At 73.7% G+C, this 25,326-nt stretch carries 25 protein-coding genes; 15 read left to right on the forward strand and 10 right to left on the reverse strand.

The genetic code is table 11. The features are described from left to right. On the forward strand, positions 1-281 hold a 281-nt coding region (locus CCN42_RS27805), incomplete at its 5' end, for an SIS domain-containing protein (RefSeq protein WP_143662027.1). A gap of 11 nt (positions 282-292) precedes the next feature. Here CCN42_RS27805 and CCN42_RS27810 read toward each other — a convergent pair. Further along, complete coding sequence (locus CCN42_RS27810; protein WP_086739719.1) at positions 293-2,047, reverse strand: M16 family metallopeptidase; 1,755 nt, start codon at positions 2,045-2,047, stop codon at positions 293-295. 13 nt (positions 2,048-2,060) lie between these two features. After that, the gene (locus tag CCN42_RS27815) at positions 2,061-3,029 is read right to left on the reverse strand and encodes a tetratricopeptide repeat protein (RefSeq protein WP_086739721.1); all 969 of its coding nucleotides are present in this window, start codon (positions 3,027-3,029) and stop codon (positions 2,061-2,063) included. Positions 3,030-3,165: 136 nt separating this feature from the next. On the opposite strand from CCN42_RS27815, the gene CCN42_RS27820 reads away from it, so the two are divergent. After that, positions 3,166-3,537, forward strand: a complete 372-nt coding sequence (locus tag CCN42_RS27820; RefSeq protein WP_086167784.1) for a holo-ACP synthase — start codon at positions 3,166-3,168, stop codon at positions 3,535-3,537. Between the two features lie 19 nt (positions 3,538-3,556). Here CCN42_RS27820 and CCN42_RS27825 read toward each other — a convergent pair whose 3' ends face one another. After that, positions 3,557-4,735 carry a hypothetical protein gene (locus tag CCN42_RS27825; protein WP_086739722.1) on the reverse strand — a complete coding sequence of 393 codons (1,179 nt, stop codon included), beginning with the start codon at positions 4,733-4,735 and terminating at the stop codon, positions 3,557-3,559. A 190-nt stretch (positions 4,736-4,925) separates the two neighbouring features. Between CCN42_RS27825 and CCN42_RS27830 the strand changes: the two genes are divergently transcribed. The 6 genes from CCN42_RS27830 (at position 4,926) to CCN42_RS43455 (ending at position 11,051) form a co-directional block, all read left to right on the forward strand. Then, entirely contained in the window at positions 4,926-6,392 is a 1,467-nt protein-coding gene (locus tag CCN42_RS27830; RefSeq protein ID WP_086739723.1) for an NAD(P)H-hydrate dehydratase, read from the forward strand. A gap of 362 nt (positions 6,393-6,754) precedes the next feature. Further along, positions 6,755-7,597 carry a L,D-transpeptidase gene (locus CCN42_RS27835; protein ID WP_086739724.1) on the forward strand — a complete coding sequence of 281 codons (843 nt, stop codon included), beginning with the start codon at positions 6,755-6,757 and terminating at the stop codon, positions 7,595-7,597. Between the two features lie 73 nt (positions 7,598-7,670). Beyond that, entirely contained in the window at positions 7,671-8,882 is a 1,212-nt protein-coding gene (gene alr / locus CCN42_RS27840; RefSeq protein ID WP_086739725.1) for an alanine racemase, read from the forward strand. 10 nt (positions 8,883-8,892) lie between these two features. After that, the gene (locus CCN42_RS27845; protein WP_086739726.1) at positions 8,893-10,143 is read left to right on the forward strand and encodes an alpha/beta fold hydrolase; all 1,251 of its coding nucleotides are present in this window, start codon (positions 8,893-8,895) and stop codon (positions 10,141-10,143) included. Beyond that, positions 10,109-10,693: a tRNA (adenosine(37)-N6)-threonylcarbamoyltransferase complex ATPase subunit type 1 TsaE gene (tsaE, locus tag CCN42_RS27850; protein ID WP_086739727.1), complete on the forward strand. Its 585-nt coding sequence runs from the start codon at positions 10,109-10,111 to the stop codon at positions 10,691-10,693. Before CCN42_RS27845 ends, tsaE begins: the two co-directional genes overlap by 35 nt. A gap of 193 nt (positions 10,694-10,886) precedes the next feature. Further along, complete coding sequence (locus CCN42_RS43455) at positions 10,887-11,051, forward strand: hypothetical protein (RefSeq protein ID WP_169731538.1); 165 nt, start codon at positions 10,887-10,889, stop codon at positions 11,049-11,051. A gap of 21 nt (positions 11,052-11,072) precedes the next feature. Here the strand turns inward: CCN42_RS43455 and CCN42_RS27855 are convergent, their stop codons facing one another. Then, a complete protein-coding gene (locus CCN42_RS27855; protein ID WP_086739728.1) occupies positions 11,073-11,624 on the reverse strand; it encodes a hypothetical protein in 552 nt (183 codons plus the stop codon). A gap of 129 nt (positions 11,625-11,753) precedes the next feature. Between CCN42_RS27855 and tsaB the strand changes: the two genes are divergently transcribed. The 4 genes from tsaB to CCN42_RS27875 are packed head-to-tail and all read left to right on the forward strand — an operon-like array spanning position 11,754 to position 14,314. Next, positions 11,754-12,407: a tRNA (adenosine(37)-N6)-threonylcarbamoyltransferase complex dimerization subunit type 1 TsaB gene (tsaB, locus tag CCN42_RS27860; protein WP_086739729.1), complete on the forward strand. Its 654-nt coding sequence runs from the start codon at positions 11,754-11,756 to the stop codon at positions 12,405-12,407. 29 nt (positions 12,408-12,436) lie between these two features. Further along, complete coding sequence (rimI, locus tag CCN42_RS27865; RefSeq protein ID WP_086739742.1) at positions 12,437-12,949, forward strand: ribosomal protein S18-alanine N-acetyltransferase; 513 nt, start codon at positions 12,437-12,439, stop codon at positions 12,947-12,949. Next, positions 12,942-14,048, forward strand: coding sequence for a tRNA (adenosine(37)-N6)-threonylcarbamoyltransferase complex transferase subunit TsaD (gene tsaD / locus CCN42_RS27870; RefSeq protein ID WP_086739730.1), 1,107 nt, complete (start codon positions 12,942-12,944; stop codon positions 14,046-14,048). Before rimI ends, tsaD begins: the two co-directional genes overlap by 8 nt. Continuing rightward, positions 14,045-14,314, forward strand: a complete 270-nt coding sequence (locus CCN42_RS27875) for a hypothetical protein (protein ID WP_086739731.1) — start codon at positions 14,045-14,047, stop codon at positions 14,312-14,314. Before tsaD ends, CCN42_RS27875 begins: the two co-directional genes overlap by 4 nt. Positions 14,315-14,317: 3 nt before the next feature. Here CCN42_RS27875 and CCN42_RS27880 read toward each other — a convergent pair whose 3' ends face one another. From CCN42_RS27880 to CCN42_RS27895, 4 genes are read right to left on the reverse strand one after another with little or no spacing between them, the layout of a single operon-like run. Beyond that, entirely contained in the window at positions 14,318-16,630 is a 2,313-nt protein-coding gene (locus tag CCN42_RS27880; RefSeq protein WP_086739732.1) for a beta-xylosidase/alpha-l-arabinosidase, read from the reverse strand. 38 nt (positions 16,631-16,668) lie between these two features. Beyond that, positions 16,669-17,571, reverse strand: coding sequence for a carbohydrate ABC transporter permease (locus tag CCN42_RS27885; protein WP_386582064.1), 903 nt, complete (start codon positions 17,569-17,571; stop codon positions 16,669-16,671). Positions 17,572-17,575: 4 nt separating this feature from the next. Beyond that, a complete protein-coding gene (locus tag CCN42_RS27890) occupies positions 17,576-18,469 on the reverse strand; it encodes a carbohydrate ABC transporter permease (protein ID WP_086739734.1) in 894 nt (297 codons plus the stop codon). Next, positions 18,451-19,782, reverse strand: a complete 1,332-nt coding sequence (locus CCN42_RS27895; protein WP_086739736.1) for an ABC transporter substrate-binding protein — start codon at positions 19,780-19,782, stop codon at positions 18,451-18,453. Before CCN42_RS27895 ends, CCN42_RS27890 begins: the two co-directional genes overlap by 19 nt. Before the next feature lie 128 nt (positions 19,783-19,910). On the opposite strand from CCN42_RS27895, the gene CCN42_RS27900 reads away from it, so the two are divergent. From CCN42_RS27900 to CCN42_RS27910, 3 genes are all read left to right on the forward strand, one after another. Beyond that, a complete protein-coding gene (locus CCN42_RS27900) occupies positions 19,911-20,966 on the forward strand; it encodes a LacI family DNA-binding transcriptional regulator (RefSeq protein WP_086739738.1) in 1,056 nt (351 codons plus the stop codon). Positions 20,967-21,093: 127 nt separating this feature from the next. Further along, complete coding sequence (locus tag CCN42_RS27905) at positions 21,094-22,458, forward strand: glycoside hydrolase family 10 protein (RefSeq protein ID WP_086739739.1); 1,365 nt, start codon at positions 21,094-21,096, stop codon at positions 22,456-22,458. 94 nt (positions 22,459-22,552) lie between these two features. Beyond that, a complete protein-coding gene (locus CCN42_RS27910) occupies positions 22,553-23,608 on the forward strand; it encodes an LCP family protein (protein ID WP_086739740.1) in 1,056 nt (351 codons plus the stop codon). A gap of 87 nt (positions 23,609-23,695) precedes the next feature. Here CCN42_RS27910 and CCN42_RS27915 read toward each other — a convergent pair whose 3' ends face one another. Next, entirely contained in the window at positions 23,696-24,379 is a 684-nt protein-coding gene (locus tag CCN42_RS27915) for a TetR/AcrR family transcriptional regulator (protein WP_086739741.1), read from the reverse strand. 169 nt (positions 24,380-24,548) lie between these two features. Continuing rightward, positions 24,549-25,326: class I SAM-dependent methyltransferase (locus CCN42_RS27920; protein WP_422641195.1), on the reverse strand; the 778-nt coding region annotated here is incomplete at its 5' end.

Genomic DNA, 25,326 nt, shown 5'->3' on the forward strand with positions numbered 1-25,326 from the left:
TGCCGTCGCCGCGCGGCCGGTCCGTGCTGCACGACAAGATCGTCTCCAACATCCAGGAGATCCGCGCCCGGGGCGCCCGCACCATCGTGATCGCGGAGGAGGGCGACGAGGCGGTCGTGCCGTACGCCGACCACCTCATCAGCGTGCCCGCCACCCCCACCCTGCTCCAGCCGCTGGTCGCCACGGTGCCGCTCCAGGTCTTCGCCTGCGAGCTGGCGACGGCCCGCGGCAACGAGGTGGACCAGCCGCGGAACCTGGCGAAGTCGGTGACCGTGGAGTAGGGGCCGCCCGCTCAGCGGCTCCTGCGGCGCGGCTCCCGCAGCAGTTTCCAGCTCACGAACAGCAGGGGCAGCTCCAGGGCCCAGATGCCGGTCACCGCGTCCCACTCGGGGCGCGCGGCACCGGCCTCGTCGACGGTGACCAGCACGCACAGCAGACCCCACAGGGCCGTCAGGGCAGCACACGCCCAGAACCCGATCTGCCACGCCCAGCCGGCCGCGCCGCGCGTCCGGGCCGGACGGGCGCCGCCCGCCGGGCGCTGGCCCGGGCGGGGGATGTCCTCCGGGTCGCGGGCCGGCAGCCGGACCACCGCGCCGGGCGGGACGGCCGCGTCCAGGGCCGCGATCCGGTCCGGGGTCACGCCCCGGTAGAGGGTCGGCTCCACGCTGACGCAGAAGCCGTCGTGACCGGTGAGGCTGCGGGCCCCGTCGGGCCGTACGGACATCGCCGCGCAGGCGTCGTACCGGACGGTCACCGGGCCGCCCGGGGTCAGCAGGCTGACCCCCTCCGCGCCGATGACCAGGGTGACCCGCTCGTCCTCCAGGGAGGGATGCCGGGTCCCGGTGACGGCGTCCGCCGAGTACTGCGGGGCGAGCGTGAAGCCCGCCCAGTCGGCGCCCCGCCCCGGCACCTGGAGCAGCCCCGCGTCCCAGGCCTGGCGGGCCACCTCGCGCAGATCGTCCACGGTGACCGCCTCCAGCTCGGCCCGGTGCTGGTCCGGGGAGAGCAGGCGGTGCCCGAGCAGCAGGCTCAGCGCGTACGACGGCAGCGCGGCGGCGGCCAGGTCCGGCACGTCGTACATCTTCAAGATCTTGCCGCGGACGGCGTCCAGCTCCGCCTGCTCGATCCGCCCCGCCCGCAGCCGCGCGAGGGTGTCGACGAAGCCGCCGACGACCGCGTCCTGCTTCTGCGGCAGCGCGTCCGCGTACGCGGTGAGGGTGGCGAAGTCGGCGTCGCGCGGACTGTAGTCGGCCTCCGCGGTGTAGGAGTAGCCGCCCTCCTGGCGCAGGTCCTGGAAGAGGGCGCGGCCGAGGACGTCGGCGAAGACGGAGGCGGCGGTGGTGCGGGGCAGCACCGAGGTGAAGACGACATGGCCGTCGTCGCCGTGGATGTAGGCCGGGGTGACGGGCAGCGCGCCCGTCGCGGCCGGGGCCGGCACACGGGTGCCCGCGGGCAGGGTGAGGTCCAGGCCCGCCGGGACGTGGCCGCTGGTGATCCACAGCACCGCGTTGTCGCGGGTGAACCGGGTCCGCGCCCAGTGCCGGACCTGGTCGGCGGTGAGGCTCCAGGTGCCCAGCTCGCGATAGCTGGACAGGCCGTAGCCCTGGGCGCCGTAGCGCCACAGCGGCATCTGGGAGTTCGCGCCCTGGCCGCGCCCGGCGGCCTCGGTGCGCAGGATCTCCTTCTCGGTCTCCAGCCGCTCCAGCGGCAGGTCGCGCAGTGCCGCGCAGACGGCGTTGAGATGCGCGACGACCTCCGCCTCGCTGCCGGTGACGTGGAAGAGGGTGTAGGCGTTCGCGGTGGTGCCGTTGTGATGCAGGTCGGTCAGGCCGAGCCGGTGCAGGGCGAGATGCTCCACGAGGTGGGTGATGCCGCTGGTGGCGAGGGTCTCGTCGGCGCGGCCGACCCGGAAGAACAGTCCGGCGGTGATCTCGCCGCCCTGCGCCGGGGCGTAGAGGGTGGGGATGCCCTGGGTGGTGGTGTGGGAGACCAGTCCGGCGAGGGCGTCGAGGCCGCTCGCGCGCGTCTGGTTCGTCTCGGTGCTCATGGTGTGCCGCCCCTCAGATCGTCGCCAGCGCGGACTTGCGGTACTTCACGAACGCGGCCTTCGGATCGGACAGGTACGACCACGGGAAGTCGCTCGCCCGGTCGCCCAGGGCCTCGAAGTGCCGCCGGGCGTCGGAGAAGTGGCCGCCGAGCGAGAAGGCCATCGCGAACGCGCTGTGCGCGCCGATCCAGTGCCAGCCGGGCCGGTGGTCCGGGTGCAGCACGGACACCTGCGCCGCGAACCGAAGGTCGTCCCGGACCGGCACGCCCCGCATGTACGCGCCCGCCTCGGGGCCGTCCAGGTCGAGCCAGCGCTCCAGGTGGGCGAGGGCCACCAGGGCGCCGGTGTGCGCGCCGTCGGGGGCGGCGGTGGTGGCCTCGCGGGCGAAGCCGTGCGCGGCGTCCCAGGAACCGCCCCACTTCGGGCACAGCTGCTGGAGCAACTGCGTCTGGGCCGGGTAGTGGTGCGGGTGGTGGGCGCTGAGCCGGTCGTAGCGGCGGCGGGCCTCGGCCTGGCCGAGCTGGAGCCCGCGCGCGGTGATCAGCCGCACGGTCCAGGCGGGGGCGTACCACGGCGCCTGCGCGCACACCTCGATGAGGAGCTGCTCGGCCCGCCGCAGCCACGCGTGGAACCGCGCGAACTGGTCCTGGGAGACGTGCTCGGCGCGCAGGTCGCTGCGGATCGCCCAGCCGATGCGGACGTACCGGTCCGCGAGCAGGGTGCGCGGCAACGGATCGGCCGGGTGCTCGGCCGCGGCCCGCTCCAGCATCGTCTCGACGCCGTCCTCCTCGGCGAGCAGCCCGACGGCGAAGCTGACCTGCTCCGGCGAGTCGAGGGCGGCGAAGTACGCCCGTACGGCGGCCCAGTCGCCGGCGCGTGCGGCGGTGCGCAGCGGGAGAAGTTCGGGCAGGGTGTCGTAGGGGTCGAAGAACGGCCCCGTTCCGGGCACCGCGCCCGGTATGCCGCTGGTGGTCCTGCTCATTCCTCCGCCCCCTGGCTGCCGATGGACACGCCGGGCGCGCGAACTGGCCCCCCAGGGCGCGCCGGCGTGTGTGAAGTGGGAAGTCGCCGCAGGCTAGCAGCCGGGCACGCGGGCGTCCGACCGTAGGGTGCTCGGCATGAGCATCATCGGAGTCGGTATCGACGTCGCCGAGATCGACCGCTTCGCGGCGTCCCTGGAACGCACCCCGGCGCTGGCCCGGCGCCTCTTCAGGACGAGTGAACTGCTGCTGCCCAGCGGGGAACGCCGGGGCCCGGCCTCCCTCGCCGCCCGCTTCGCGGCGAAGGAGGCCCTGGCCAAGGCCCTGGGGGCGCCGCCCGGTCTGCTCTGGACGGACGCGGAGGTCTGGGTCGAGGACAGCGGCCGGCCCCGGCTGCGGGTCACCGGGACGGTCGCGGCCCGGGCGGCCGAACTGGGCGTCCGCTCCTGGCACGTGTCCCTCAGCCATGACGCGGGAGTGGCGTCGGCGGTGGTGATCGCCGAGGGGTGAGCGGGCGGCGCCACCCGCCTCAGCAGACGGACTGGCTGCTGTTCACCAGGGTGTTGTCGCGGAACGTGGTGTTCTCGCCGCAGGGGCTCTCGCGGATCGAGGAGTTGGTCACCGTCAGGTTCTGGATGGTGATGTCCCGGTTGTTCGGGAACTCCGAGCGGGCCGCCAGCCGGATCTCGCCGCCGCCGGTGACGCTGCCGCTCTGGGCGGCGAGGGTGACGTTGTAGCAGTTCTCCACGAGCACCGCGTTGTTGCCGGTGTTCGACAGCGTCACCCGGTCGATGACCGCGCCGCCGCTCTCCGAGACGCAGAACACCCCGCGCCCGCCGCCCCGGGCGACGACCTCGCCGACGCGGATGTTCACCGGGTAGGAGCTGCCGACGCGGCCGTTGCGGTTGGCCATGCGGAAGGCGGCGTACCCGGTGCCCGTTCCGGCGTTCTCCGCGTCCACCTTCGTGATGGTGGCGTTGACGGTCTGGTTCAGCAGGAGCCCCGACTCGCCCACGTTCCGGGCGGTGACCGTGCCGACCGTGAGGCCGTCGACGCCGTAGGTCTCCACCGCGTGGCTGGAGGCGCCGGAGACGAAGACGCTGTCGATGCGGACGTTGCGGGTCCACTGGCTGGTGTCGCCGCGGTTGTCGATGCGGACGCCGAGGCCGGAGGACAGGCGCATGTCGATCTGGCCGAGGGTGGCGTTCTGCACGTTGCGCAGGAAGATCCCGTACAGCGGGCTGCCGGTGACGTTCAGGTGCTGCACCTCGATGTCGCGGGTGCCGCGTGAGTAGACGGGGGCCTGGTCGCCGGTGCCGGTGCCGGTCACGTTGATGGTGCCGCAGACGTCGAGGACGGTGTAGCTGGGCAGGGAGACACGGGAGCCGGCCGGCATCGAGCCGGAGCCGCGGACCACGACCCGCTGCTTCGCGGTGCGCCCGGCGGTCAGGCTGTTCACCGCCGCCTGGACCGCCGCCCGCATGTCCGTGCCCGTGTGGACGACCGTGCCGCCCCGGCGGGCCGTCCAGGTGCCGCCGTTCAGGACCGCCTCGGCCTGGTAGGAGCCCTCGCCGCAGGCGGCGGCGACGGCCGTCGCGCCGGTGGTGGCGGCGGTGGCGGCGGTGGCGGTGGGTGCCGCGAGGGTGCCCGCGGTGGTGAGGAGGGCGGTGGCGCCGGTGGCGGCGAGGAGTGCGGCTCTGCGTCCCATCGGGTGCGTCCTCTCGTCGAACCGATTCGACTGAATCGATTCATCCTGTGGGGGTCCGGGAGTCTGGCAACGAGACGGCACAGCGTCAACGGGTACGACGAGACAGACGGGCAACCTGAGGGACGGCAACCTGATCGACGGGCAACCTGGTCGACGGGCAACGAGATCGACGTACGGGAGACTCGGACGCATGCGGACTGCGTACGGCGTGGAGACGGTCAGGGCGGCGGAGCGCCGACTGATGGCGCGGCTGCCGGAGGGCACCTTGATGCAGCGGGCGGCGGCCGGCCTCGCCACCGCCTGCGCGCAACTGCTCGGGCGGGTGTACGGCAGCCGGGTCGTGCTGCTCGTCGGCAGCGGCGACAACGGGGGCGACGCCCTCTACGCCGGGGCCCGGCTCGCCCGCCGGGGCGCGGGCGTCACGGCCGTCCTCCTCTCACCCGGGCGGGCGCACCCGGGCGGACTCGCGGCACTGCGCCGGGCGGGCGGCGCGGTCGCGGACACCGGCGCGGGGGAGCGGCTCATCGAGCGGGCGGACCTGGTCGTCGACGGGATCGTCGGCATCGGCGGCAAGGGCGGGCTGCGGGCCGAGGCCGTCCCCCTCGCACACGCCGCCGCGCGGTCCCGGGCCGCCGTCGTCGCCGTCGACCTGCCGAGCGGGGTCGACGCGGACACCGGCGAGGTGCGGGGCGCGGCGCTGCGGGCCAACCTGACCGTGACCTTCGGGACGCACAAGCCGGGGCTGCTGATCGATCCGGCGCGCGAGTACGCCGGGACGGTACGGCTCGTCGACATCGGGCTCCGGGCCGAGCTGCCCGCCGAACCGGAGCTGGAGGCGCTGCAGCACGCGGAGGTGGCGGCGCTGCTGCCGGAGCCTGCGGCGGAGAGCGACAAGTACCGGCGCGGAGTCGTGGGCATCGCCGCCGGGTCGGCGCGGTACCCCGGAGCGGCGGTGCTGGCGGTCGCCGGGGCGCTGCGCGGCGGCGCCGGGGCCGTGCGGTACGTGGGGCCCGCCGGGGACGCGGTCATCACCCGCTTCCCCGAGACGCTCGTGTCCGACCGGGGGCCGAAGCGGGCGGGACGTGTCCAGGCCTGGGTCGTCGGGCCGGGCGCCGGGGACGACGCCGGGACGGTCGCGGAGGTGCTGGCGGCCGAGGTGCCCGTGCTGGTCGACGCCGACGGGTTGCGGCTGGCCGGTGCCGAGGCCGTACGGGCGCGGACGGCGCCCACCCTCATGACCCCGCACGCCGGGGAGGCGGCGGCGCTGCTCGGGGTGAGCCGCGAGGAGGTCGAGGGGGCGCGGCTGGCGGCGGTGCGGGAGCTGGCGGGGCGGTACGGCGCGGCCGTGCTGCTGAAGGGGTCGACGACCCTGGTGGCCCCGGCGGGAGGCGGGGGCGCGGTCCGGGTGAACCCGACGGGCACTCCCTGGCTCGCCACGGCCGGGAGCGGGGACGTGCTGTCCGGGCTGGCGGGGTCGCTGCTGGCGGCGGGGCTGCCGGCGGTCGACGCGGGGAGCGCCGGGGCCTATCTGCACGGGCTGGCCGGGAGGTTCGCGGCACAGGGGGCGCCGGTGGGGGCGCGGGACGTGGCGGAGGCGGTGCCGCGGGCCTGGCGCGATGTCCGTGCGGGGGCTCGCGACCGGGGCGAGGCGGGCTGAGCGGGGCTGCGCCGGGCTGAGCTGGGCGTTCGGTCGTGCTGTGCCCCGGAGCCGGGCCGGGCCGGAGCGGGGGCAGGACGCGCGGCCGCGTGGCTGCCTGCGGCAGGCGGAGCGGGACCCGCGGGCTTCGGGGCACCGAGGGCCCGCGGGGTGGCGGCCTGGCTGCCCGCGGCCAGGGAGGACGGGGTTCGCCCGGCCGGGTGGTCCGCGGCTCGGTGGCGCGAGCGGACGCGGCTGGGGGAGCGGAGGGCTGTGGCTGCGGTGAATGGGGGACCTTTGGCGCGTGCCGCGAGCGGGGCGGGGGCGAGGGGCGTTTATCTGATCTGGTGATCAGCGGATGTGTTGCCTCCCGAAGCGCGGCCGTGGTGCTCGCCCTCGCCGCGCTGCTGCCCGCCGGTGCCGTGTGGGCCGCCCCTGAGCCGCCGCCCGCCACGAGCGTCGAGGCCGAGCTGGTGCCGGGCGTGTACCAGGCGGCGCCCGTCGACACGCCCGATCAGGCGCTGGCGCCGCGGGTCTACCCGCCCTCGGTCGCGGAGGACGCCCTGGAGCCCAGCGACGCGCCGGAAGGGGCGTACGCGCTCGTCGAGTACGTGCCGCTGGGGGACGCCGTGGGCGGGGTGACGTGCAGCACGAGGACGGGGCCGTACCAGCGGCAGGTCGAGCGGTGGCTGGAACTGACGGTGGACGGGAAGCAGTCGGCGGCCGACTGCAAGGCGATCCGGGTCTTCCAGGTCCAGCACGGGATCAAGCCGGCCATCGGCTTCACCGGGCCGGTGACCTGGGCGCACATGCAGCTGCTCGCCGCCCGCGCGAACCCCGACGCCGCGAGGAAGTGCCCGGTGCGTACTTACCGGGTCGCCTGTGTGGACCTCGGCCGGCAGCTGACCTGGGTGCAGCAGGGCGAGAAGGTCGTGTTCGGGCCGGTGCCGATGCGCAGCGGCCGGGCCGGGTACGGCACCAGGACCGGCTGGCACAAGATCTACTGGCGGCACAAGAACCACGCGTCGACCCTCTACAACACGCCCATGCCCTACTCGCAGTTCTTCAGCGGCGGGCAGGCCTTCCACGCGGTGTACGACACCATCCACACGACGGTCGGGTCCATGGGCTGCGTCAACCTGCGCCTCAAGGACGCGCGCAAGCTGTGGGACGTCCTGCGGACCGGGGACCGGGTGTACGTGTGGGGGCGCAGGCCGGGCGGCTAGGAACTCCCCCCCGGCGAGCGGCCGCACCCCGCGGTCGGCCGGGCCGTCGGGGGCCTCTGAGACACTGGGCGCGATGAGTACGACTGCACATCTGCCGACCGCCCCGCTGCGCGCCCGCGCCGAGATCGACCTGGCCGCGCTGCGCGCCAACGTGCGGGCCCTGCGTGCCCACGCGCCCGGCGCGGCCCTGATGGCCGTGGTGAAGTCCGAGGCGTACGGCCATGGGGCGGTGCCGTGTGCCCGCGCGGCCGTCGAGGCGGGGGCGACCTGGCTGGGCACCGCCACGCCGGAGGAGGCGCTGGCGCTGCGGGCCTCCGGGGCGGTGCCCGCGGACGTGCGGATCCTGTGCTGGCTGTGGACGCCCGGCGGGCCGTGGCGGGAGGCCGTCGAGGCCGGTCTCGACGTGTCCCTGAGCGGGATGTGGGCGCTGCGGGAGGTCACCGCCGCCGCGCGGCTGGCGGGACGGCCGGCGCGGGTGCAGCTCAAGGCCGACACCGGGCTCGGGCGCAACGGTTGCCCGCCCGGCCGCGACTGGGAGGAACTGGTCGGGGCCGCGCTGCGCGCCGAGCGGGAGGGCCTGGTGCGGATCACCGGTCTCTGGTCGCACTTCGCCTGCGCCGACGAACCGGGCCACCCCTCCATCGCCGCCCAGCTCACCCTGTTCCGTCAGATGCTGGCGTACGCGGAGGGCCAGGGAGTGCGCCCGGAGGTGCGGCACATCGCCAACTCCCCGGCCACCCTCACCCTCCCCGAGACGCACTTCGACCTCGTCCGCCCGGGCATCGCGCTCTACGGCGTCTCGCCCAGCCCGGAACTCGGCACCCCCGCCGACTTCGGACTGCGCCCGGTCATGACCCTCTCCGCGTCGCTGGCCCTGGTGAAGCAGGTGCCGGGCGGGCACGGCGTGAGCTACGGCCACCACTACACGACCCCGGGCGAGACCACCCTCGGCCTGGTCCCCCTCGGCTACGCGGACGGCATCCCCCGGCACGCCTCGGGCACCGGCCCGGTGCTGATCGGCGGCAAGTGGCGGACGGTCGCGGGGCGGGTGGCGATGGACCAGTTCGTCGTCGACCTCGGCGGTGACGAGCCCGCGCCGGGCGAGGAGGCGGTGCTGTTCGGACCGGGCGATCGCGGGGAACCCACCGCGGAGGACTGGGCGCAGGCCGCGGGGACCATCGCGTACGAGATCGTGACGCGGATCGGAACCCGGGTGCCCCGCGTCTACGTGAACGAGGATCCGCACGAGGGTGCTCGGCCAGTGCACGGCGACGTCGGCCGGTGAGGAGCGGTAGGTGAGCCAGAGCAGCGCGGAGGCGGTCGCGGACGCCGCGGCCGCCGTCTCCGCCACGGGGGCGGCCGGGAACTGGCGCCGGGCGACCGGGATCGCCGGCGCGGCGATAGGCGTGCTGGCCGCGGGGGCCGCCGCCGGGGTGGCGCTGGAGCGGATGACCGTGGGGCGCGGGGTGCGCCGCAAGGCCCGCCTCGCCCTGGACTCGACGGGCCCGTACGGCGCGCTGCGCGGCACCCCCGGCAAGGCGTACGCCGACGACGGCACGGAGCTGTACTACGAGGTCGACGACGTCGAGCCGGACACCGGTGCCACCGTCAGCCCGCGCCGCCGGCGGCTCTTCGGCCGCAAGGCGCCCGCGCCCGTCACGGTGGTGTTCAGTCACGGCTACTGCCTGGGCCAGGACTCCTGGCACTTCCAGCGCGCGGCGCTGCGCGGGGTCGTGCGCACCGTGCACTGGGACCAGCGCAGCCACGGCCGGTCCGGGCGGGGGGCGGCGCAGCTGACGGACGGGACGCCGGTCAGCATCGACCAGCTCGGCCGCGATCTGAAGGCCGTGCTCGACGCGGCCGTGCCGGAGGGGCCGATCGTGCTGGTCGGGCACTCCATGGGCGGGATGACGGTGATGGCGCTGGCCGACCAGTACCCGGAGCTGATCCGCGAGCGGGTGGTGGCCGTGGCGCTCGTCGGCACGTCCTCGGGACAGCTCGGCGAGGTCAACTTCGGGCTGCCGGTCGCCGGGGTCAACGCGGTGCGCCGGGTGCTGCCGGGGGTGCTGAGGGCGCTGGGGCAGCGGGCCGAGCTGGTGGAGAAGGGGCGGCGGGCCACCGCCGATCTGTTCGCCGGGATCATCAAGCGGTACTCGTTCGCGTCCCGGGACGTCGACCCGGCGGTGGAACGCTTCGCCGAGCGGATGATCGAGAGCACCCCGATCGACGTGGTCGCCGAGTTCTACCCCGCCTTCACCGACCACGACAAGACGGAGGCGCTGGCCCACTTCGCGGAGCTGCCGGTGCTGGTGCTGGCCGGGGTGCAGGACCTGGTGACCCCCAGCCGGCACAGCGAGGCCATCGCCGATGTGCTGCCGGACGCCGAGCTGGTGCTGGTGCCGGACGCGGGGCACCTGGTGATGCTGGAGCACCCGGAGGTGGTCACCGACCGCCTCGCCGACCTGCTCACCCGCGCGGGTGCGGTGCCCGCAGGGGCTACCGTGGGTGGCTATGGAAGCACCAGCGGCACCGCACGACCCGGCTGAGAACCACCCGGCCGAGAACCACCCGGCCGAGACCGCCCCGGCCGAGAACGGCCCGGGCAACGGCCCGGCCGTCACCGAGCTGACCGTCACCTCCCCCGACCAGATGCGCGAGCTGGGCCGCCGGCTCGCCAAACTGCTGCGCGCCGGCGACCTGGTGATGCTCACCGGCGAGCTGGGCGCCGGCAAGACCACCCTGACCCGCGGCCTCGGCGAGGGGCTGGACGTGCGCGGCGCGGTCACCTCCCCGACGTTCGTCATCGCCCGGGTGCACCCCGCGCTCGGCGACGGCCCGCCGCTCGTCCACGTGGACGCCTACCGGCTGTCCGGCGGGCTGGACGAGATGGAGGACCTGGACCTCGACGTCTCGCTGCCGGACTCGGTGATCGTCGTGGAGTGGGGCGAGGGCAAGGTCGAGGAGCTGACCGACGACCGGCTGCACGTCGTCATCCACCGGGCCGTGGGCGACACGACGGACGAGGTGCGGCACGTGACCCTGACCGGGATCGGCGCGCGCTGGTCGACGGCGGACCTGAGCGCGCTGACCGCCTGAGCGCCCGCGGGAGCCGGACTCCTGGGACCGCACCGCGCCGCACCCCGCAGATGGTCACCGACACGTCGTCGGGATGTTTCCGACGGGACGTCGGGAACATATTGCGCCGGGGCGGCCGGGCGTGGTCACATGGTATCCCGTCCGTGGTTAGGTGTGCCTAACTACGTCCGCCCCCAGGTCCCAGGAGGCGTCCATGCAGGCTCCGGAACGAGACGAGACGCGGCCGCGCGTGGTGCCCGCGGTGTCCATGCGTGATCTGCTGGCGTCCTGCGCGGCGGCGACCGCGGTCTCCACGCCGCCGCGCGAGCCCCGCCGACCGGAACCCGAACAGCTGACCGAGCACCGCGAGGCCGCGTAGCCACTGGCACCCGGGGTCCCTCTATCGGATGACGACGACCTTCTGGCCGATCGTCGCGAAGTCCCACATCGCGTCCCCGTCGGCGCGGGACTCCCGGATGCCGCCCGTGCGGGTGTGCCGGTCCGGGGCCGCGGTGGAGCCGTCCACCGCCGCGCTGAAGCCGATCGTCACGCTGTCCACGCTGGCGAAGCGGACCACATGCTCGATGAGGGTGCCGTCCGTGCCGGTGATGCGGTTGGAACGCGACGTGACCGCGTAGACGCCGGGCTTCGGGTCCACCGTGCTCGGGGTGACCACGAAGGTGCGCAGCACCTTGTTGCCGGGGGCGACGAGCCACACCCGGTCGTCGTCCAGCGAGTACACGACCCGCTCGCCCCGGCCGGAGCCGGCCGGCAGCGCCGCCGGGTTCCGCTGGTCCCTGGGCGCCTTCGACACGGCCGCCACGGGCTTGCCGGGGTGCGCCTGCCCCAGGCCGGCGGGGACGTTCACCGACGCCTGGTAGGCGAGGTACCCGACCGTCACCATCGCCGCCGCCGTCAGCCCGGTCACGAATCCGGCGCTGCTGCTGGCCACGGGCGCCCACCTCCGCGTCGTATGTCCCAAGAGTCCGAAGATGTTCCGTTACGTCAGGTGACGGTAGCAGCCGGGGGGCGGGGGACCGGGACTTCCGACACGGGTCCCGGGGAGCCGTAGGCTGTTGGCGTGCTCTTGCTCGCTCTGGATACCGCCACCCCCGCCGTCACCGTCGCCCTGCACGACGGCACGGATGTCATCGCCTCGTCCAGCCAGGTGGACGCGCGCCGGCACGGCGAGTTGCTGCTGCCCGCCGTCGACCGGGTGCTCACCGAGGCCGGGCTCGCGCTCGACGCCGTGACCGGCATCGTCGTCGGCATCGGACCCGGTCCCTACACCGGGCTGCGCGTCGGTCTGATGACCGCCGACACCTTCGGCCTCGCCCTCGGCGTCCCCGTGCACGGCGTGTGCACGCTCGACGGGCTCGCCTACGCCGCCGACCTGGAGGGCCCCTTCGTCGTGGCCACGGACGCCCGCCGCAAGGAGGTCTACTGGGCCAGGTACGCCGACTCCCGCACCCGGGTGACCGACCCGGCCGTCGACCGGCCCGCCGACATCGCCGGGCAGGTCGCGGACCTGCCCGCGGTCGGCGCCGGCGCGCTGCTCTACCCGGACGTCTTCCCCAGCGCGCACGAGCCCGAGCACGTCTCCGCCGCCGCGCTCGCCTCCCTGGCCGCCCGCAGGCTGGCCGCGGGCGAGGAGCTGCCCGCGCCCCGGCCGCTGTACCTGCGCCGGCCCGACGCCCAGGTCCCGAAGAACTACAAGGTGGTCACCCCCAAGTGACCGGCACCCCTACCCCCCGGCTGCGCGAGATGCGCTGGTGGGACATCGATCCCGTACTCGAACTGGAGCGGGCCCTCTTCCCCGAGGACGCCTGGTCGCGGGGCATGTTCTGGTCCGAGCTGGCGCATGCGCGCGGACCCGAGGCGACCCGGCGGTACCTCGTCGCCGAGGACGGCGAGGAGGACGGCGGCGGCCGGATCGTCGGCTACGCCGGGCTCGCCTCCGCCGGTGAGACCGCCGACGTCCAGACCATCGCCGTCGCCCGCGAGCACTGGGGCACCGGCCTCGGCGCCCGGCTGCTGACCGAACTGCTGCGGGCCGCGACCGCCTTCGAGTGCGCCGAGGTGATGCTGGAGTGCCGGGTGGACAACGTCCGCGCGCAGAAGCTGTACGAGCGCTTCGGCTTCGAGCCCATCGGCTTCCGGCGCGGCTACTACCAGCCCGGCAACGTGGACGCCCTGGTCATGCGCCTGACCACCCTGCCTGACAGCGCCCCCGCCGCCGGCGCGCCCTCCGTACAAGGAACCGAGACCCATGACTGACTCACGAGACGAGCCTCTCGTACTCGGCATCGAGACCTCCTGCGACGAGACCGGCGTCGGCATCGTCCGCGGCACCACCCTGCTCGCCGACGCCGTCGCCTCCAGCGTCGACGAGCACGCCCGCTTCGGCGGTGTCGTCCCCGAGGTCGCCTCCCGCGCCCACCTGGAGGCGATGGTGCCCACCATCGACCGCGCGCTGAAGGAGGCCGGGGTCAGCGCCAAGGACCTCGACGGCATCGCCGTCACCGCCGGTCCCGGCCTCGCGGGCGCCCTCCTGGTCGGCGTGTCCGCGGCCAAGGCGTACGCCTACGCGCTCGGCAAGCCGCTCTACGGCGTCAACCACCTCGCCTCGCACATCTGCGTCGACCAGCTGGAGCACGGCCCGCTGCCCGAGCCGACGATGGCGCTGCTGGTCTCCGGCGGGCACTCCTCGCTGCTGCTGTCCTCCGACATCACCTCCGACGTCCGGCCGATGGGCGCCACCATCGACGACGCGGCCGGAGAGGCCTTCGACAAGATCGCCCGCGTGCTGAACCTGGGCTTCCCCGGCGGCCCCGTCATCGACCGCTACGCCCGCGAGGGCGACCCGGAGGCGATCGCCTTCCCGCGCGGACTCACCGGCCCGCGCGACCCGGCGTACGACTTCTCCTTCTCCGGCCTGAAGACGGCCGTGGCCCGCTGGATCGAGGCCAAGCGGGCCGCGGGCGAGGAGGTGCCGGTGCGCGATGTCGCGGCCTCCTTCCAGGAGGCGGTCGTGGACGTGCTCACCCGCAAGGCCGTGCGGGCCTGCAAGGACGAGGGCGTCGACCACCTGATGATCGGCGGCGGAGTCGCCGCCAACTCCCGGCTGCGGGCCCTCGCCCAGGAGCGCTGTGAGAAGGCCGGCATCCGGCTGCGGGTGCCGCGCCCCAAGCTGTGCACCGACAACGGCGCCATGGTGGCCGCCCTCGGCGCGGAGATGGTCGCCCGGGGCCGGGCCGCCTCCAGCTGGGACCTGTCCGCAGACTCCTCCCTGCCGGTGACCGACCCGCACGTCCCCGGGCACCACCACGACCACGACCACGTGCACGAGGTCAGCAAGGAGAACCTGTACTCGTGACGGTCGCGTTGATGTGGGAGGCGCGGGCGGTCCCCGGCAAGGGCGAGGAGCTGCTGGCGTGGGCCCGCGCCCAGGAGCTGAGCCCGGCCCCGCTGCGGCGGGAGACCTTCCGCGCCCCGCAGGACCGGGTGCTCGTCATCACCTGGTGGGACGCCGCCTACGACGCCGGCCTCCCCGAACTGCCGGAGCCGGCGGGTGACATGGTGACCCGCGCGGTGCACCGGTGGCGGTTCGAGCCGGTGGACGCCGGCCCCGCGGGCGGCTGAGGCTCAGGCGAGCGGCCGCACCTCCGTCTCGCAGCGCAGCGGCCGGTCCGGGCCCAGGAGCCGCTCCGGGCCGGTGAGCGTCAGCTCCGCGGTGTGCCGTACGTCCGTGCTGGACGCGGCCAGGCGGAGCTGGAGCGCGCCCGGCTCGACCACGCGGCGGCCGGTGCGGTCGGTGAAGGACGACAGGGCGGCCGGGAAGCGGAAGGTCACCCGGGCCGCCTCGCCGGGCTCCAGGGACACCCGCTGGTAGCCGACCAGGCGGACGTCCGGGCGGGTGACCCGGGCGACCGGGTCGTGCAAGTACAGCTGGACGACCTCGGCGCCCGCGCGGTCGCCGGTGTTGCGGACGGTGACGGACAGGTCGCAGGAGCCGTCGGTGCCCAGCTCCGGGACCCCGCCGTCGAAGTCCTCCCAGGCGAACGTCGTGTACGAGCGGCCGTGGCCGAACGGGTACAGCGGGGTCGGGTCCAGGTTGCTGACCTCGCCCGCCAGGCCCAGCGGCGGCTGGAGATACGTCCACGGCTGGCCGCCGGGAGCACGGGGCACGCTCACCGGGAGCCGGCCCGACGGGTTCACCCGGCCCGACAGCACGCCCGCCACCGCCGGGCCGCCCTCCTCGCCGGGGAAGAAGGCCTGCACGACCGCGCCGAGCCGCCCGTCCCAGCGGCCGAGCGCGTAGGGGCGGCCGGTCAGCAGGACCAGAACCACCGGGACGCCGGTCGCCACCAGGGCGTCCAGCAGCTCGCCCTGCACGCCTGGGAGCTGGAGGTCCAGCGCGTCGCAGCCCTCGCCCGAGGTGCCCCGCCCGAACAGGCCCGCCCGGTCGCCGAGCACGGCCACGCAGACGTCGGCCTCGGCGGCGCGGGCCACCGCCTCCTCGAAGCCGGAGCGGTCCGGGTCGGAGGTGTCGCAGCCCTCGGTGAAGGTGACCTTGGCGTCGGGGAGCTCGCCGCGCAGGGCCTCCAGCAGGGTGGGGATCTCGATGCCCATGGGGATCTCGGGGTGCTGGACGCCCACGTGGGAGGGGAAGGAGTAGCAGCCCAGCATGGCCAGCGGGTCGGCGGCGCGCGGGCCGACGACGGCGATCCGGGTGTCGGGGGACAGCGGCAGCAGGTCGTCCGGGTTGGCCAGCAGCACCACCGACTCCTCCGCGAGGCGGCGGGCCAGGGCGCGGTTGGCCGCGGAGTCCAGGTCGATCGGGCCGGTGGGCTCGGGTGTCCAGTCCTCGTCGAGCAGGCCCAGTTCGCACTTCTGGGTGAGGACGCGTCTGACGGCCCGGTCGATCAGCTCCTCGGGGACCTCGCCCGCCCGCACCGCCTTCAGCAGCGGCTCGCCGTAGCACTTCACGGTGGGCAGTTCGACGTCGATGCCGGCCGCCAGGGCGGCGTGGGCCGCCTCGGCGTCGGTGCCGGCGACGCGGTGCAGGGTCTGCAGGAAGCCCACGGCGAAGTAGTCCGCGACCACCGTCCCGTCGAAGCCCCACTCCTCGCGCAGCAGGCCGGTGAGCAGCCCGGGGTCGGCGGAGGCGGGCACGCCGTCGGTCTCGGTGTAGGCGGCCATCACCGAGCGGGCGCCGCCCTCGCGCAGCGCGTGCTCGAACGGCGGCAGGGTGATGTCCGCGAACTCCCGCACCCCGGCCCGTACGGGGGCCAGGTTGCGGGCGCCCGCCGAGGCGGCGTACCCGGCGAAGTGCTTCAGCGTGGCGACGATCCCGGCCGACTCCAGGCCGCGCACATAGGCCGCGCCGACCGTGCCCACGAGATACGGGTCCTCGCCGATGGTCTCCTCGACCCGGCCCCAGCGCAGATCGCGTACGACGTCCAACACCGGGGCGAGGCCCTGGTGGACGCCGACCGAGCGCAGGTCGTGGCCGATGCGCCGGGCCATCTCCTCCACCAGTGCCGGGTCGAACGCGGCCCCCCAGGCCAGCGGCACCGGGTACGCCGTCGCGCCCCACGCGGTGAAGCCCGCCAGGCACTCCTCGTGCGCCATCGCCGGGATGCCGAACCGGCCCGCCCCGGCGATCCGGCGCTGGGCGCTCGCCAGCGAGCGGGCACCGGTCTCCGGGTCGACGGGGGCGGTGCCGAAGGGGCGGGTGAGCTGGCCGAGGCCGCGGGTGATCAGCTCGTCCCATTCCTCGTCGGAGTGCTCGGCGGTCATGTCGTGCTGGTGCGGGGCGACACCGGCGCCGTCCGTGGCGGCGCCCACCCACACGCCGTACAGCTGGGCCGTCTTCTCTTCCAGGGTCATCCGGGAGAGCAGGTCCTCGACCCGGGCGGCGGTGGGCAGGGCGCGGTCACGCCAGGGGCTGGTCATGAAACTCCTGTCGGTAACGGAGGGGTCGGAGGCCGGTGTCACTTGCCGCCCACTCCCATCAGGCCGCTGACGAGGGCGCGCCGGGCCACCAGGTAGACGACGAAGATCGGGATGCCGGAGAGGACGACCGAGGCGAGCAGCGCGGGGACGTTGACCCCGAACTGGCTGACGTAGTTGAAGAGTCCGAGGGTGAGGACCCGGGGGCCGTCCGACTGGGTGAAGATCAGCGGGAAGAGGAAGCCGTTCCAGGCCTGGAGCGCGGAGTAGATCACCACCGTGCTGATGCCGCCCTTGGCGAGCGGGATCACCAGCTGGAACAGCATCCGCAGCGAGGAGGCGCCGTCCAGGGCCATCGCCTCGTACAGCTCCTCGGAGATGTCCCGGAGGGTGCCGGTGAGGACCAGCACGGACACCGGCATCGCGAAGGCCGCCGTCGGCAGGATCACGGCGGGCAGGGTGTCGTAGAGGCCGAGCTCGGCGATCAGCAGGTACAGCGGGACGACGACCGCCTGGGCGGGGATCGCCACGCCCAGCAGGAAGAGCCGGAACGCGGCGCCGGACCAGCGGTTCCGGGTGCGCACGGCCACGTACGCCAGCGGCACGGACAGCGCCAGCACCAGACCGACGACCGCCGCCGCGACGATCGCCGTGTTGGCGAGGAGGTGACCGAAGCCGCTGTCCAGGACGGTGTTGTAGTTGTCGAGGGTGGGGTCGGGCGGAGGCTTGAGCGGGTTGCCCTCGAGCAGCTGGTCCTGGCGGGTCAGCGACGCCGAGAGCATCGCGTAGATCGGGACCAGGACGACGACCAGCCAGATCAGCGAGCCGAGGCCCGCGACCGGGTTGGCGCGCCTGGTCCAGGGCCGCCGGGCGCGGGACGTCCGCCCCGACGGCGGGCTGGGCTCGCGGAGCTTCGCGGGACGCGGCAACGTATCGTGTGACACTTCGTCACATCCCTTCGCGGGTGCTGCGCATGGTGCCGAAGCCGGTCAGCCGGACCAGCAGCAGGGAGAGACCGGTGGCCGTCACGACCAGGAAGGACGCGATGGCGCTGGCGTAGCCGAAGTCGTACGACTTGAAGCCCGCCTCGTACATCAGGTACGGCAGGATCGCCGTGTCCGTGCCGGGGCCGCCCTTGGTGAGGATCAGGACGGTCTCGAAGTACGTCAGCGAACCGACGATGATCAGCACGCTGGACGTGGTGACGGTGTGCCGCAGCTGCGGCAGTGTGATCGAGAAGAACTGGCGGAGGGGGCCGGCGCCGTCGATGGCCGCCGCCTGGTAGAGCACCTGCGGGATCTGGCGCGCGCCGCCCTGGTAGATCAGCGTGTGCAGCGGCATGAACTGCCAGCCGCCGACGAACACGATGGCGAGGAACGCCCCGCTGGAGGAGCCGAGGGTGTCCTTCTGGATGATGCCGAAGTTCGGGTCGAGCAGGGCGTAGAACAGCAGCGCGACGGCCGTGGAGGACAGCAGCAGCGGGGTGAAGAAGATCGCGGAGAGGACCGCGCGGTTGCGCTGCTTGCCCGCGGCCCAGACGCCGAGGAGCAGGGCGACGACCGTCTGGAAGAGCCAGGAGCAGACCGTCAGCAGGACCGTCAGCCACAGGGACTGGGTGATGCGCGGGTCGTCGAGCAGCTTCTGCCAGTTGTCCAGGCCGACCGGGCGGGGGTCGCCGAGGCCGTCCCATTGCGTGAAGGACAGGTAGAAGGCCAGGCCCATAGGGACGACCGCGAAGAACGCGAAGAAGAGCACCCCGGGCAGGGCCCAGACGGCGTGCGGACGCCCCGCCCGGGCCCTGACGGGCTTGGTGGTCGCCTTGCTCACTTCAGCCCCTTGCAGGCGGCCACGAACCGGCTCGGCGACGACTTCCCCGCGAACAGCTTGCTGATCTCGGTGTGCATCCTGGTGCCCAGCTCGTCGCCGAGCGCCTGGTCCCAGGAGAGGGTGAAGGCGGGCGCCTCCTCGACCATCTGGTACTGGAAGCGGGCGTACTCGGGGTTCGGCGCGTCACCGAGCAGCAGAGCCGCGTTCGACGTCGTCGGTACGTCGCCGTTGGCCACCAGGTCCTTGGCGTACTCGCGGGACGCGCACTCCTTGAGGAAGGCGATCGCGGCGTCCTTGTTGCGGACGCGGGTGTTGACGGACCAGTAGTTGGTGGGGTTGCCGACCACGTTGCGGGCGTCGCCGGTGCCGCCCTCGATCTTCGGGAAGGGGGCCCAGCCCAGGTCCTTCTTCGCGAAGTCGGGGAACTTGCCGAGCTGCGTGGAGTACTCCCAGGAGCCCATCAGGTGCATCGCCGCCTTGCCCTTGGCGAAGACGGCGGGGGCGCCGCCGTTGACGTACGACACCGAGGTGAACTTCGAGCCGAACGCGCCGTCGTCGACCAGGTCCCGCACCATCTCGGCCGCCTTCAGCACCGCCGGGTCGCCCCAGCCCTCGGCGTCGCCGTCCTGGATGCGCCGGAAGACCTCCGGCCCGCCGAGCCGGTCGACCAGGTACTCCAGCCACATCAGTTCCGGCCAGATGTCGGAGCCGCCGAGCGCGAACGGGGTGATGCCCGCCCTCTTCAGCTTGGCGTTGATGTCGAGGAGCTGGTCCCAGGTGGTCGGCGGGGTCAGCTTGTGCTCGGTGAAGACGGACTTGTTGTAGAAGAGGATCACCGGCTGCATGCCGCGCATCGGGACGCCGTAGTGGCGGCCCTTGAGGTCGCCGGCCGCGAGCACCGAGGGCAGGAAGCCCTTCTTCAGGACCTCGTCGTTCTCGATGATGTCGGTGAGGTCGATCAGCTTGTCCGCCTCGACGTACGGCTTGATCGAGCCGCCGCCCCAGTTGAAGAACACGTCCGGCGCGCTGGGCGAGCCCATGGCCGTGCGCAGCTTGGGGGAGTAGTCGGAGCCGGGGATCCGCTCCAGCTTGATCTTGCCGCCCGCCTTCTTCGCGGCCGCCGACTTGTTGAAGCGGTCCACGGCCGCCTGCTGGACCTTCACCGCGTCGTCGCCGTAGACGAAGGCGGTGAGGGTACCGTCGCCGCTGCCGGAGCCACCGGAGGAGCCGCAGGCGGACAGGCCGGTGGTGAGCAGGGTGGTGGCGCCGGCACCGAGCACCCAGCGTCTGCTGAACGAACGTCCGCCGATGGACGTGTGGGACCCCATGGCAGCAACCTTTCGACTTTCTGGACGCCCGGAAGGGCGAATGTTTCGGGATGAATATCGAATGTTCCGGGAACCTAAGGCGCCGCGCGGGGTCCGTCAAGGGGTCGCGCAGAGATACGATCGCGGGCATGACTCCACCGGAACGCGCTCAAACCCAGACGGCACGGCGGTCCGCGCAGACCGCGACGCTCGCGGAGATCGCCCGCGAGGCGGGCGTGTCCGCCCCGACTGTTTCGAAGGTCCTCAACGGACGCGCGGACGTCGCCCCGGCGACCCGCAACCGCGTGGAGGAACTGCTGCGCGCCCACGGTTACCGGCGCCGCCGCGCCGAGTCGACCCGGTCGCCGCTCGTCGACCTCGTCTTCCACGAGATGGAGAGCGCCTGGGCGCTGGAGGTCATCCGCGGCGTGGAGAACGTGGCCCGGGACGCCGGGCTGAGCGTCGTGCTGTCCGAGAGCGCGGGGCGGCTCACCCCCGGGCGGACCTGGGCCGACCAGGTCGCCGCGCGCCGGCCGCACGGCGTGATCCTGGTGCTGTCCGAGCTCGACGAGTCGCAGCGGGCCCTGCTGACCAGCCGGTCCATTCCGTTCGTGGTGATGGACCCGGCCGGCGACCCGGGCTCCGACGTGCCGTCAATCGGCGCCACCAACTGGCAGGGCGGCCTCGCCGCCACCCGGCACCTGGTCGATCTGGGCCACCGGCGCATCGGGGCGATCAGCGGGCCGTCGCGGATGATGTGCAGCCGGGCCCGCATCGACGGCTACCGGGCCGCGCTGGAGACCGCCGGGGTGCCGGTCGACCCCGCGCTGATCAGGAACGGCGACTTCCACCACGAGTCCGGCTACCGGCTGGGCCTGGAACTGCTCCGGCAGCCCGACCGGCCGACGGCCGTCTTCGCCGGGAACGACCTCCAGGCGCTCGGTCTGTACGAGGCGGCGCGCGAGCTGGGGCTGCGGGTGCCGGAGGACCTGAGCGTCGTCGGGTTCGACGATCTGCCGGTCGCCCGGTGGGTGGGCCCGCCGCTGACGACCGTACGGCAGCCGCTGACCGAGATGGCGGAGGCGGCGGCGCGGCTGGTGTTGGAGCTGGGGCGCGGCGACGAGACGACGCCGGCGGCGACGCGGGTGGAGCTGGCGACGAGCCTGGTGGTGCGCAGCAGTACGGCCGCGCCGGCGGGGTCCTGAGGGGGCTGCCGTACGGGAGGCCGGTGAGGCGTGGCCGAAAGTCGCCCTGTTGACGCCTCGCCTCTTCCGCCCCAACACTCCTCCGCAGCCAATCGGTTATATGACCGAAACTTTCGGAGGCACCCGCATGAGATCTCTGAGATCCGGCTTCTCCCTGGGGTCGGCGGTCGTCGGCGTCGCCGCGACGCTCGGCGCCCTGCTCGCCGCCGCCCCCGCCGCGCACGCCGCCGACGTGCCGCTGCGCGAGCTGGCCGACGCCAAGGGCAAGGTCATCGGCACGGCGGCCGGCGGCTCCCACCTCACCGGCGCCCGCGGTGAGATCACCGGGCGGGAGTTCAACTGGCTCACCCCCGAGAACGCCATGAAGTGGGAGGCGGTGGAGCCCAGCCGCGGCACCTACAACTGGGCCGAGGCCGACCGGATCGTCGACTTCGCCCAGGCCAACGGCCAGCAGGTCCGCGGTCACACCCTGGTCTGGCACAGCCAGAACCCGAGCTGGCTCACGGGCGGCTCCTTCACCCCGGCCGAGCTGCGCACCATCCTCCAGAACCACATCTCCACCGAGATGACCCGCTACAAGGGCAAGGTCGCCGCGTGGGACGTCGTCAACGAGGCGTTCAACGAGGACGGCACCTACCGCCAGTCCCTCTGGTACACGGGCCTCGGCACCGACTACATCGCCGACGCCCTGACCTGGGCCCGCGCCGCCGACCCCGGTGCCAAGCTCTACATCAACGACTACAACGTCGAGGGCGTCAACGCGAAGAGCACCGCCCTGTACAACCTGGTCAAGTCCCTGAAGGAGCGCGGCGTCCCGATCGACGGCGTCGGCCTCCAGGCCCACCTGATCCTCGGCCAGGTGCCGTCCACCCTCCAGCAGAACATCCAGCGCTTCGCCGACCTCGGCGTGGACGTGGCCATCACCGAGCTGGACATCCGCATGCAGCTCCCGGCGACCCAGGCCAAGCTGGCCCAGCAGGCCGCCGAGTACAAGGCCGTCATGAACGCCTGCCTCGCCGTGACACGCTGCACCGGCGTCACCGTCTGGGGCTTCAACGACGCCGACTCCTGGGTCCCGGACGTCTTCGACGGCTACGGCGCGGCCACGCCGTACGACGAGAACCTCGCGCCGAAACCGGCGTATCACGCCATCGCCGAGTCGCTCGGCGGAACCGGCCAGCCCGGCCCCGGGCCCGGTGACGGCTGCAAGGCGACGTACAGCGTCGTCAACCAGTGGAACAGCGGCTTCACCGGCCAGGTGCGGATCGACTGCGCGGGGACCGCGCTCGCGTCCTGGAAGGCGAACTGGACCTTCGCCGCCGGCCAGCGGATCAGCCAGGCGTGGAACGCGGACTGCACCCAGTCCGGCACCGCGGTCAGCTGCTCGAACCTGTCCTACAACGGGACGGTCCCGGCGGGCGGTTCGGTGACGTTCGGGTTCAACGGCACCTGGAGCGGCAGCAACCCGGTGCCGGCGGTGACCCTGGGGTGAGGCACGGTGACTCCGGGACGCGTCCCGGGCGCGGAATCTGAGATTTCCCCAAGAAAAGACGATCCGGCGTTCCTCCTCGCCATAATTCGGACTTATGTTCCTCCTTGTGGCGGGACTTGACGAACACGGGGACGAGGGCAGACCAGTGGGCCGGCGGTCACGATGGCTGAAGACCGCCGGCCTCGCCCTCACCGCACTGCTGGTCCTGGGCGCCGGAGCGGCCGCCTGGGCCTACTGGCAGCTCAGCGACAACATCACCGGCGTGGACATCGACCACGCCCTCGGCGACGACCGTCCCCCGAGGACGACGAGCGGCCCGTCACCCGGCGCCTCCCCGCTGCCCGGCGGCCCGCTGAACATCCTCGTCCTCGGCTCGGACTCCCGCGACGGCGCCGAGAACCGCGCACTGGGCGGCGGCGAGGGCGGCAGCGCCCGGGCCGACACGGCGATGGTCGTCCACCTGGACGCGGGGCGCACCGCGGCGACCGTGGTCAGCATCCCGCGCGACACCCTGGTCGCCCGGCCGGCCTGTCCGCTGGAGTCCGGCGGCGAGTCGGCCGCGTCGGACGGCGCGATGTTCAACAGCGCCTACCAGGTGGGCGGCCCGGTGTGCGCGGTGAAGACCGCGGAGTCGCTGACCGGCGTCCGGATGGACCACTACGTCGAGATCGACTTCTCCGGGTTCGCGCGGCTGGTCGACGCGCTCGGCGGGGTCACCGTCACCACCGAGGAGGACATCGACGACGACCTGAGCCATCTGCGCCTGGCGGCCGGCACCCACCACCTCGACGGCGAGCAGGCGCTCGGCCTGGCCCGCACCAGGCACGGCATCGGCGACGGCAGCGACCTCGGCCGGATAGGGCTGCAGCACGCTCTGGTCAAGGCGCTGCTGGCGCGGATCTCGGAGATCGGCCTGCTCACCGACCCGGCGCGGCTCTACGAGGTCGCCGACGCGGTCACCGGCAGCCTCACCACCGACACCGGCCTCGACTCGCTCGGTGAGCTGACCGGCCTGGCCCGGACCCTGCGGGACCTGCCGCCGGACGCGGTCACCACCCTGACGATGCCGGTCACCCCGGCCCCCGCCGACCCCAACCGGGTGGTGGCCAAGGATCCGGAGGCGGGGCGGCTCTGGGCGTCGCTGCGGTGAGGGGGGACTTGGCGCGCACGGCCCCGAGGGGTGTCGTCGAACTCCCGTCTGCCCCGCGACGCCCGGCACGNNGTTCGACGACACCCCCTAGGAGCGGGGCCGGCGCAGGAGGCCGTCCAGGACGCGTTCGAGTTGTTCCCGGATGTCGTAGCCGGCCTTCACCTCGTGCCAGCGGTTCGACAGCGCGGCCAGGCGCGGCAGTTCGGCCGCGTCCTCCTCGGTGATCAGGTCGGGGAAGAGCGCCGTGCGGTCGGGGTCGGCGGCACGGCGGGCGTCGGCGCGCCGGAAGACCAGCGAGCCGTGGATGACGTACCAGAGGGTGTGGTAGGCGTGCACCGCCTCCTCGGGGCTCAGCCCGCAGGCGATCGCCGAGTCGATGATCTCCTCCGCCGTCCACCACGCGTCCTTGTCGGTGAGGTCACCGAGCGCGAGGATGTCGACGACCCAGATCATCTCGGCCAGCACGTCGTGCATGTGCACGGCGGTGGCGAGGATGCGCTCGCGCGGATCGTCGGGCAGGGACGGGCGCGGGACGGCCGCCACCATGCCCGTCAGGGTGAGCATGAGCAACTCGACCTTGTCGCGGACGTGGTGGTACAGCGCCATCGGGGTGGCGCCGACCTCCTTGGCGATCCGCCGCATGGAGACCGCCTCGACGCCCTCCTCCAGGATGATGCGCCGCGTCACGTCGACGATCTGCCCCGCCTCGATCCGGCGCGGGCGGCCCCGTCGGCGCGTTCCTAAACTGTCTGTCGTTGCCACGGAAATCATTGTCCCGCGCTGGGGCGGCCGCGTCGGGGGCGTCCGATCGGTGGGAACGTACTACGGCAGAAAAAGACCGAAGAATGTCGACGCGTGCGTCGATCCGCGCGTTCTCCTGAGCGACGCACAGGCGAGAGACCGCAGGGATCCGGCCACCCGAGCCGGGGAACCACCCCCGCTACCTCGGTGCGGGACGCCCGAGCAGCATGGCGGGCGCACCCGCCACCCGGGTGAGGAAGACGGTCACCGCGGCGGTGCCGTGCGGCTTGGGCAGCACCTTCCGCCGCAGCTCCTCCGGTTCGACGGCCGACCCCCGCTTCTTCACGGTCAGCACGCCCACCCCCCGCTCCCGCAGCAGCGCCTTCAGCTTCTTGACGTTGAACGGCAGGTGATCGGTGATCTCGTAGGCGGTGGCGTACGGCGTGTCCCGCGGCTCGTCGGCGGTGACGTACGCGATGGTCGCGTCGAGCAGCCCGCCGCCGACCTGCTCGGCCACCTCGGCGACCAGATGGGCGCGGATGACGGCACCGTCCGGCTCGTACAGGAACCGCCCGACGGGCCGCACCTCCGGGTCGGCCAGCCCGCGTCCGGTCAGGGTGCGCGGCCCGGGCAGCAGGGTGGCCCGCACCAGGCCGGGCCCGGTGCCGAACCACAGCACGGCCTCCTTCACGTCCCCGCCGTCCGAGATCCACTCCGCCTCGGCCGCCTCCGGCACCGCCTCGTGCGGGATGCCGGGAGCCACCTTGAGGGCGGCGTGCGGGGCCCGCAGGGCGGCCTCGACGGCCCAGGACAGCGGCGGCGAGTAGGCCTCCGGGTCGAAGATGCGGCCCCGCCCGCCGCGCCGCGCGGGGTCGACGAAGACGGCGTCGTACCCGCCCGTGTCGACCTCGGTGACGTCCGCCTCTCGCACCTCGATCCGGTCCGCCAGCCCCAGCTCCTCGGCGTTGGCCCGGGCC

The sequence above is a fragment of the Streptomyces glaucescens genome (genome assembly GCF_002154375.1).
Lineage (GTDB): Bacteria > Actinomycetota > Actinomycetes > Streptomycetales > Streptomycetaceae > Streptomyces > Streptomyces glaucescens.

What these genes read in the sequence shown, in the direction of transcription:
- CCN42_RS27825 (WP_086739722.1), bottom strand. Translation starts at nt 4,735, where the DNA reads ATGGGACGCAGAGCCGCACTCCTCGCCGCCACCGGCGCCACCGCCCTC.
- CCN42_RS27815 (WP_086739721.1), bottom strand. Translation starts at nt 3,029, where the DNA reads ATGAGCAGGACCACCAGCGGCATACCGGGCGCGGTGCCCGGAACGGGG.
- CCN42_RS27900 (WP_086739738.1), top strand. Translation starts at nt 19,911, where the DNA reads ATGACTCCACCGGAACGCGCTCAAACCCAGACGGCACGGCGGTCCGCG.
- CCN42_RS27880 (WP_086739732.1), bottom strand. Translation starts at nt 16,630, where the DNA reads ATGACCAGCCCCTGGCGTGACCGCGCCCTGCCCACCGCCGCCCGGGTC.
- CCN42_RS43455 (WP_169731538.1), top strand. Translation starts at nt 10,887, where the DNA reads ATGCAGGCTCCGGAACGAGACGAGACGCGGCCGCGCGTGGTGCCCGCG.
- CCN42_RS27810 (WP_086739719.1), bottom strand. Translation starts at nt 2,047, where the DNA reads ATGAGCACCGAGACGAACCAGACGCGCGCGAGCGGCCTCGACGCCCTC.
- rimI (WP_086739742.1), top strand. Translation starts at nt 12,437, where the DNA reads ATGCGCTGGTGGGACATCGATCCCGTACTCGAACTGGAGCGGGCCCTC.
- CCN42_RS27910 (WP_086739740.1), top strand. Translation starts at nt 22,553, where the DNA reads ATGTTCCTCCTTGTGGCGGGACTTGACGAACACGGGGACGAGGGCAGA.
- CCN42_RS27895 (WP_086739736.1), bottom strand. Translation starts at nt 19,782, where the DNA reads ATGGGGTCCCACACGTCCATCGGCGGACGTTCGTTCAGCAGACGCTGG.
- CCN42_RS27915 (WP_086739741.1), bottom strand. Translation starts at nt 24,379, where the DNA reads ATGATTTCCGTGGCAACGACAGACAGTTTAGGAACGCGCCGACGGGGC.
- alr (WP_086739725.1), top strand. Translation starts at nt 7,671, where the DNA reads ATGAGTACGACTGCACATCTGCCGACCGCCCCGCTGCGCGCCCGCGCC.
- CCN42_RS27905 (WP_086739739.1), top strand. Translation starts at nt 21,094, where the DNA reads ATGAGATCTCTGAGATCCGGCTTCTCCCTGGGGTCGGCGGTCGTCGGC.
- CCN42_RS27820 (WP_086167784.1), top strand. Translation starts at nt 3,166, where the DNA reads ATGAGCATCATCGGAGTCGGTATCGACGTCGCCGAGATCGACCGCTTC.
- tsaD (WP_086739730.1), top strand. Translation starts at nt 12,942, where the DNA reads ATGACTGACTCACGAGACGAGCCTCTCGTACTCGGCATCGAGACCTCC.
- CCN42_RS27830 (WP_086739723.1), top strand. Translation starts at nt 4,926, where the DNA reads ATGCGGACTGCGTACGGCGTGGAGACGGTCAGGGCGGCGGAGCGCCGA.
- tsaE (WP_086739727.1), top strand. Translation starts at nt 10,109, where the DNA reads ATGGAAGCACCAGCGGCACCGCACGACCCGGCTGAGAACCACCCGGCC.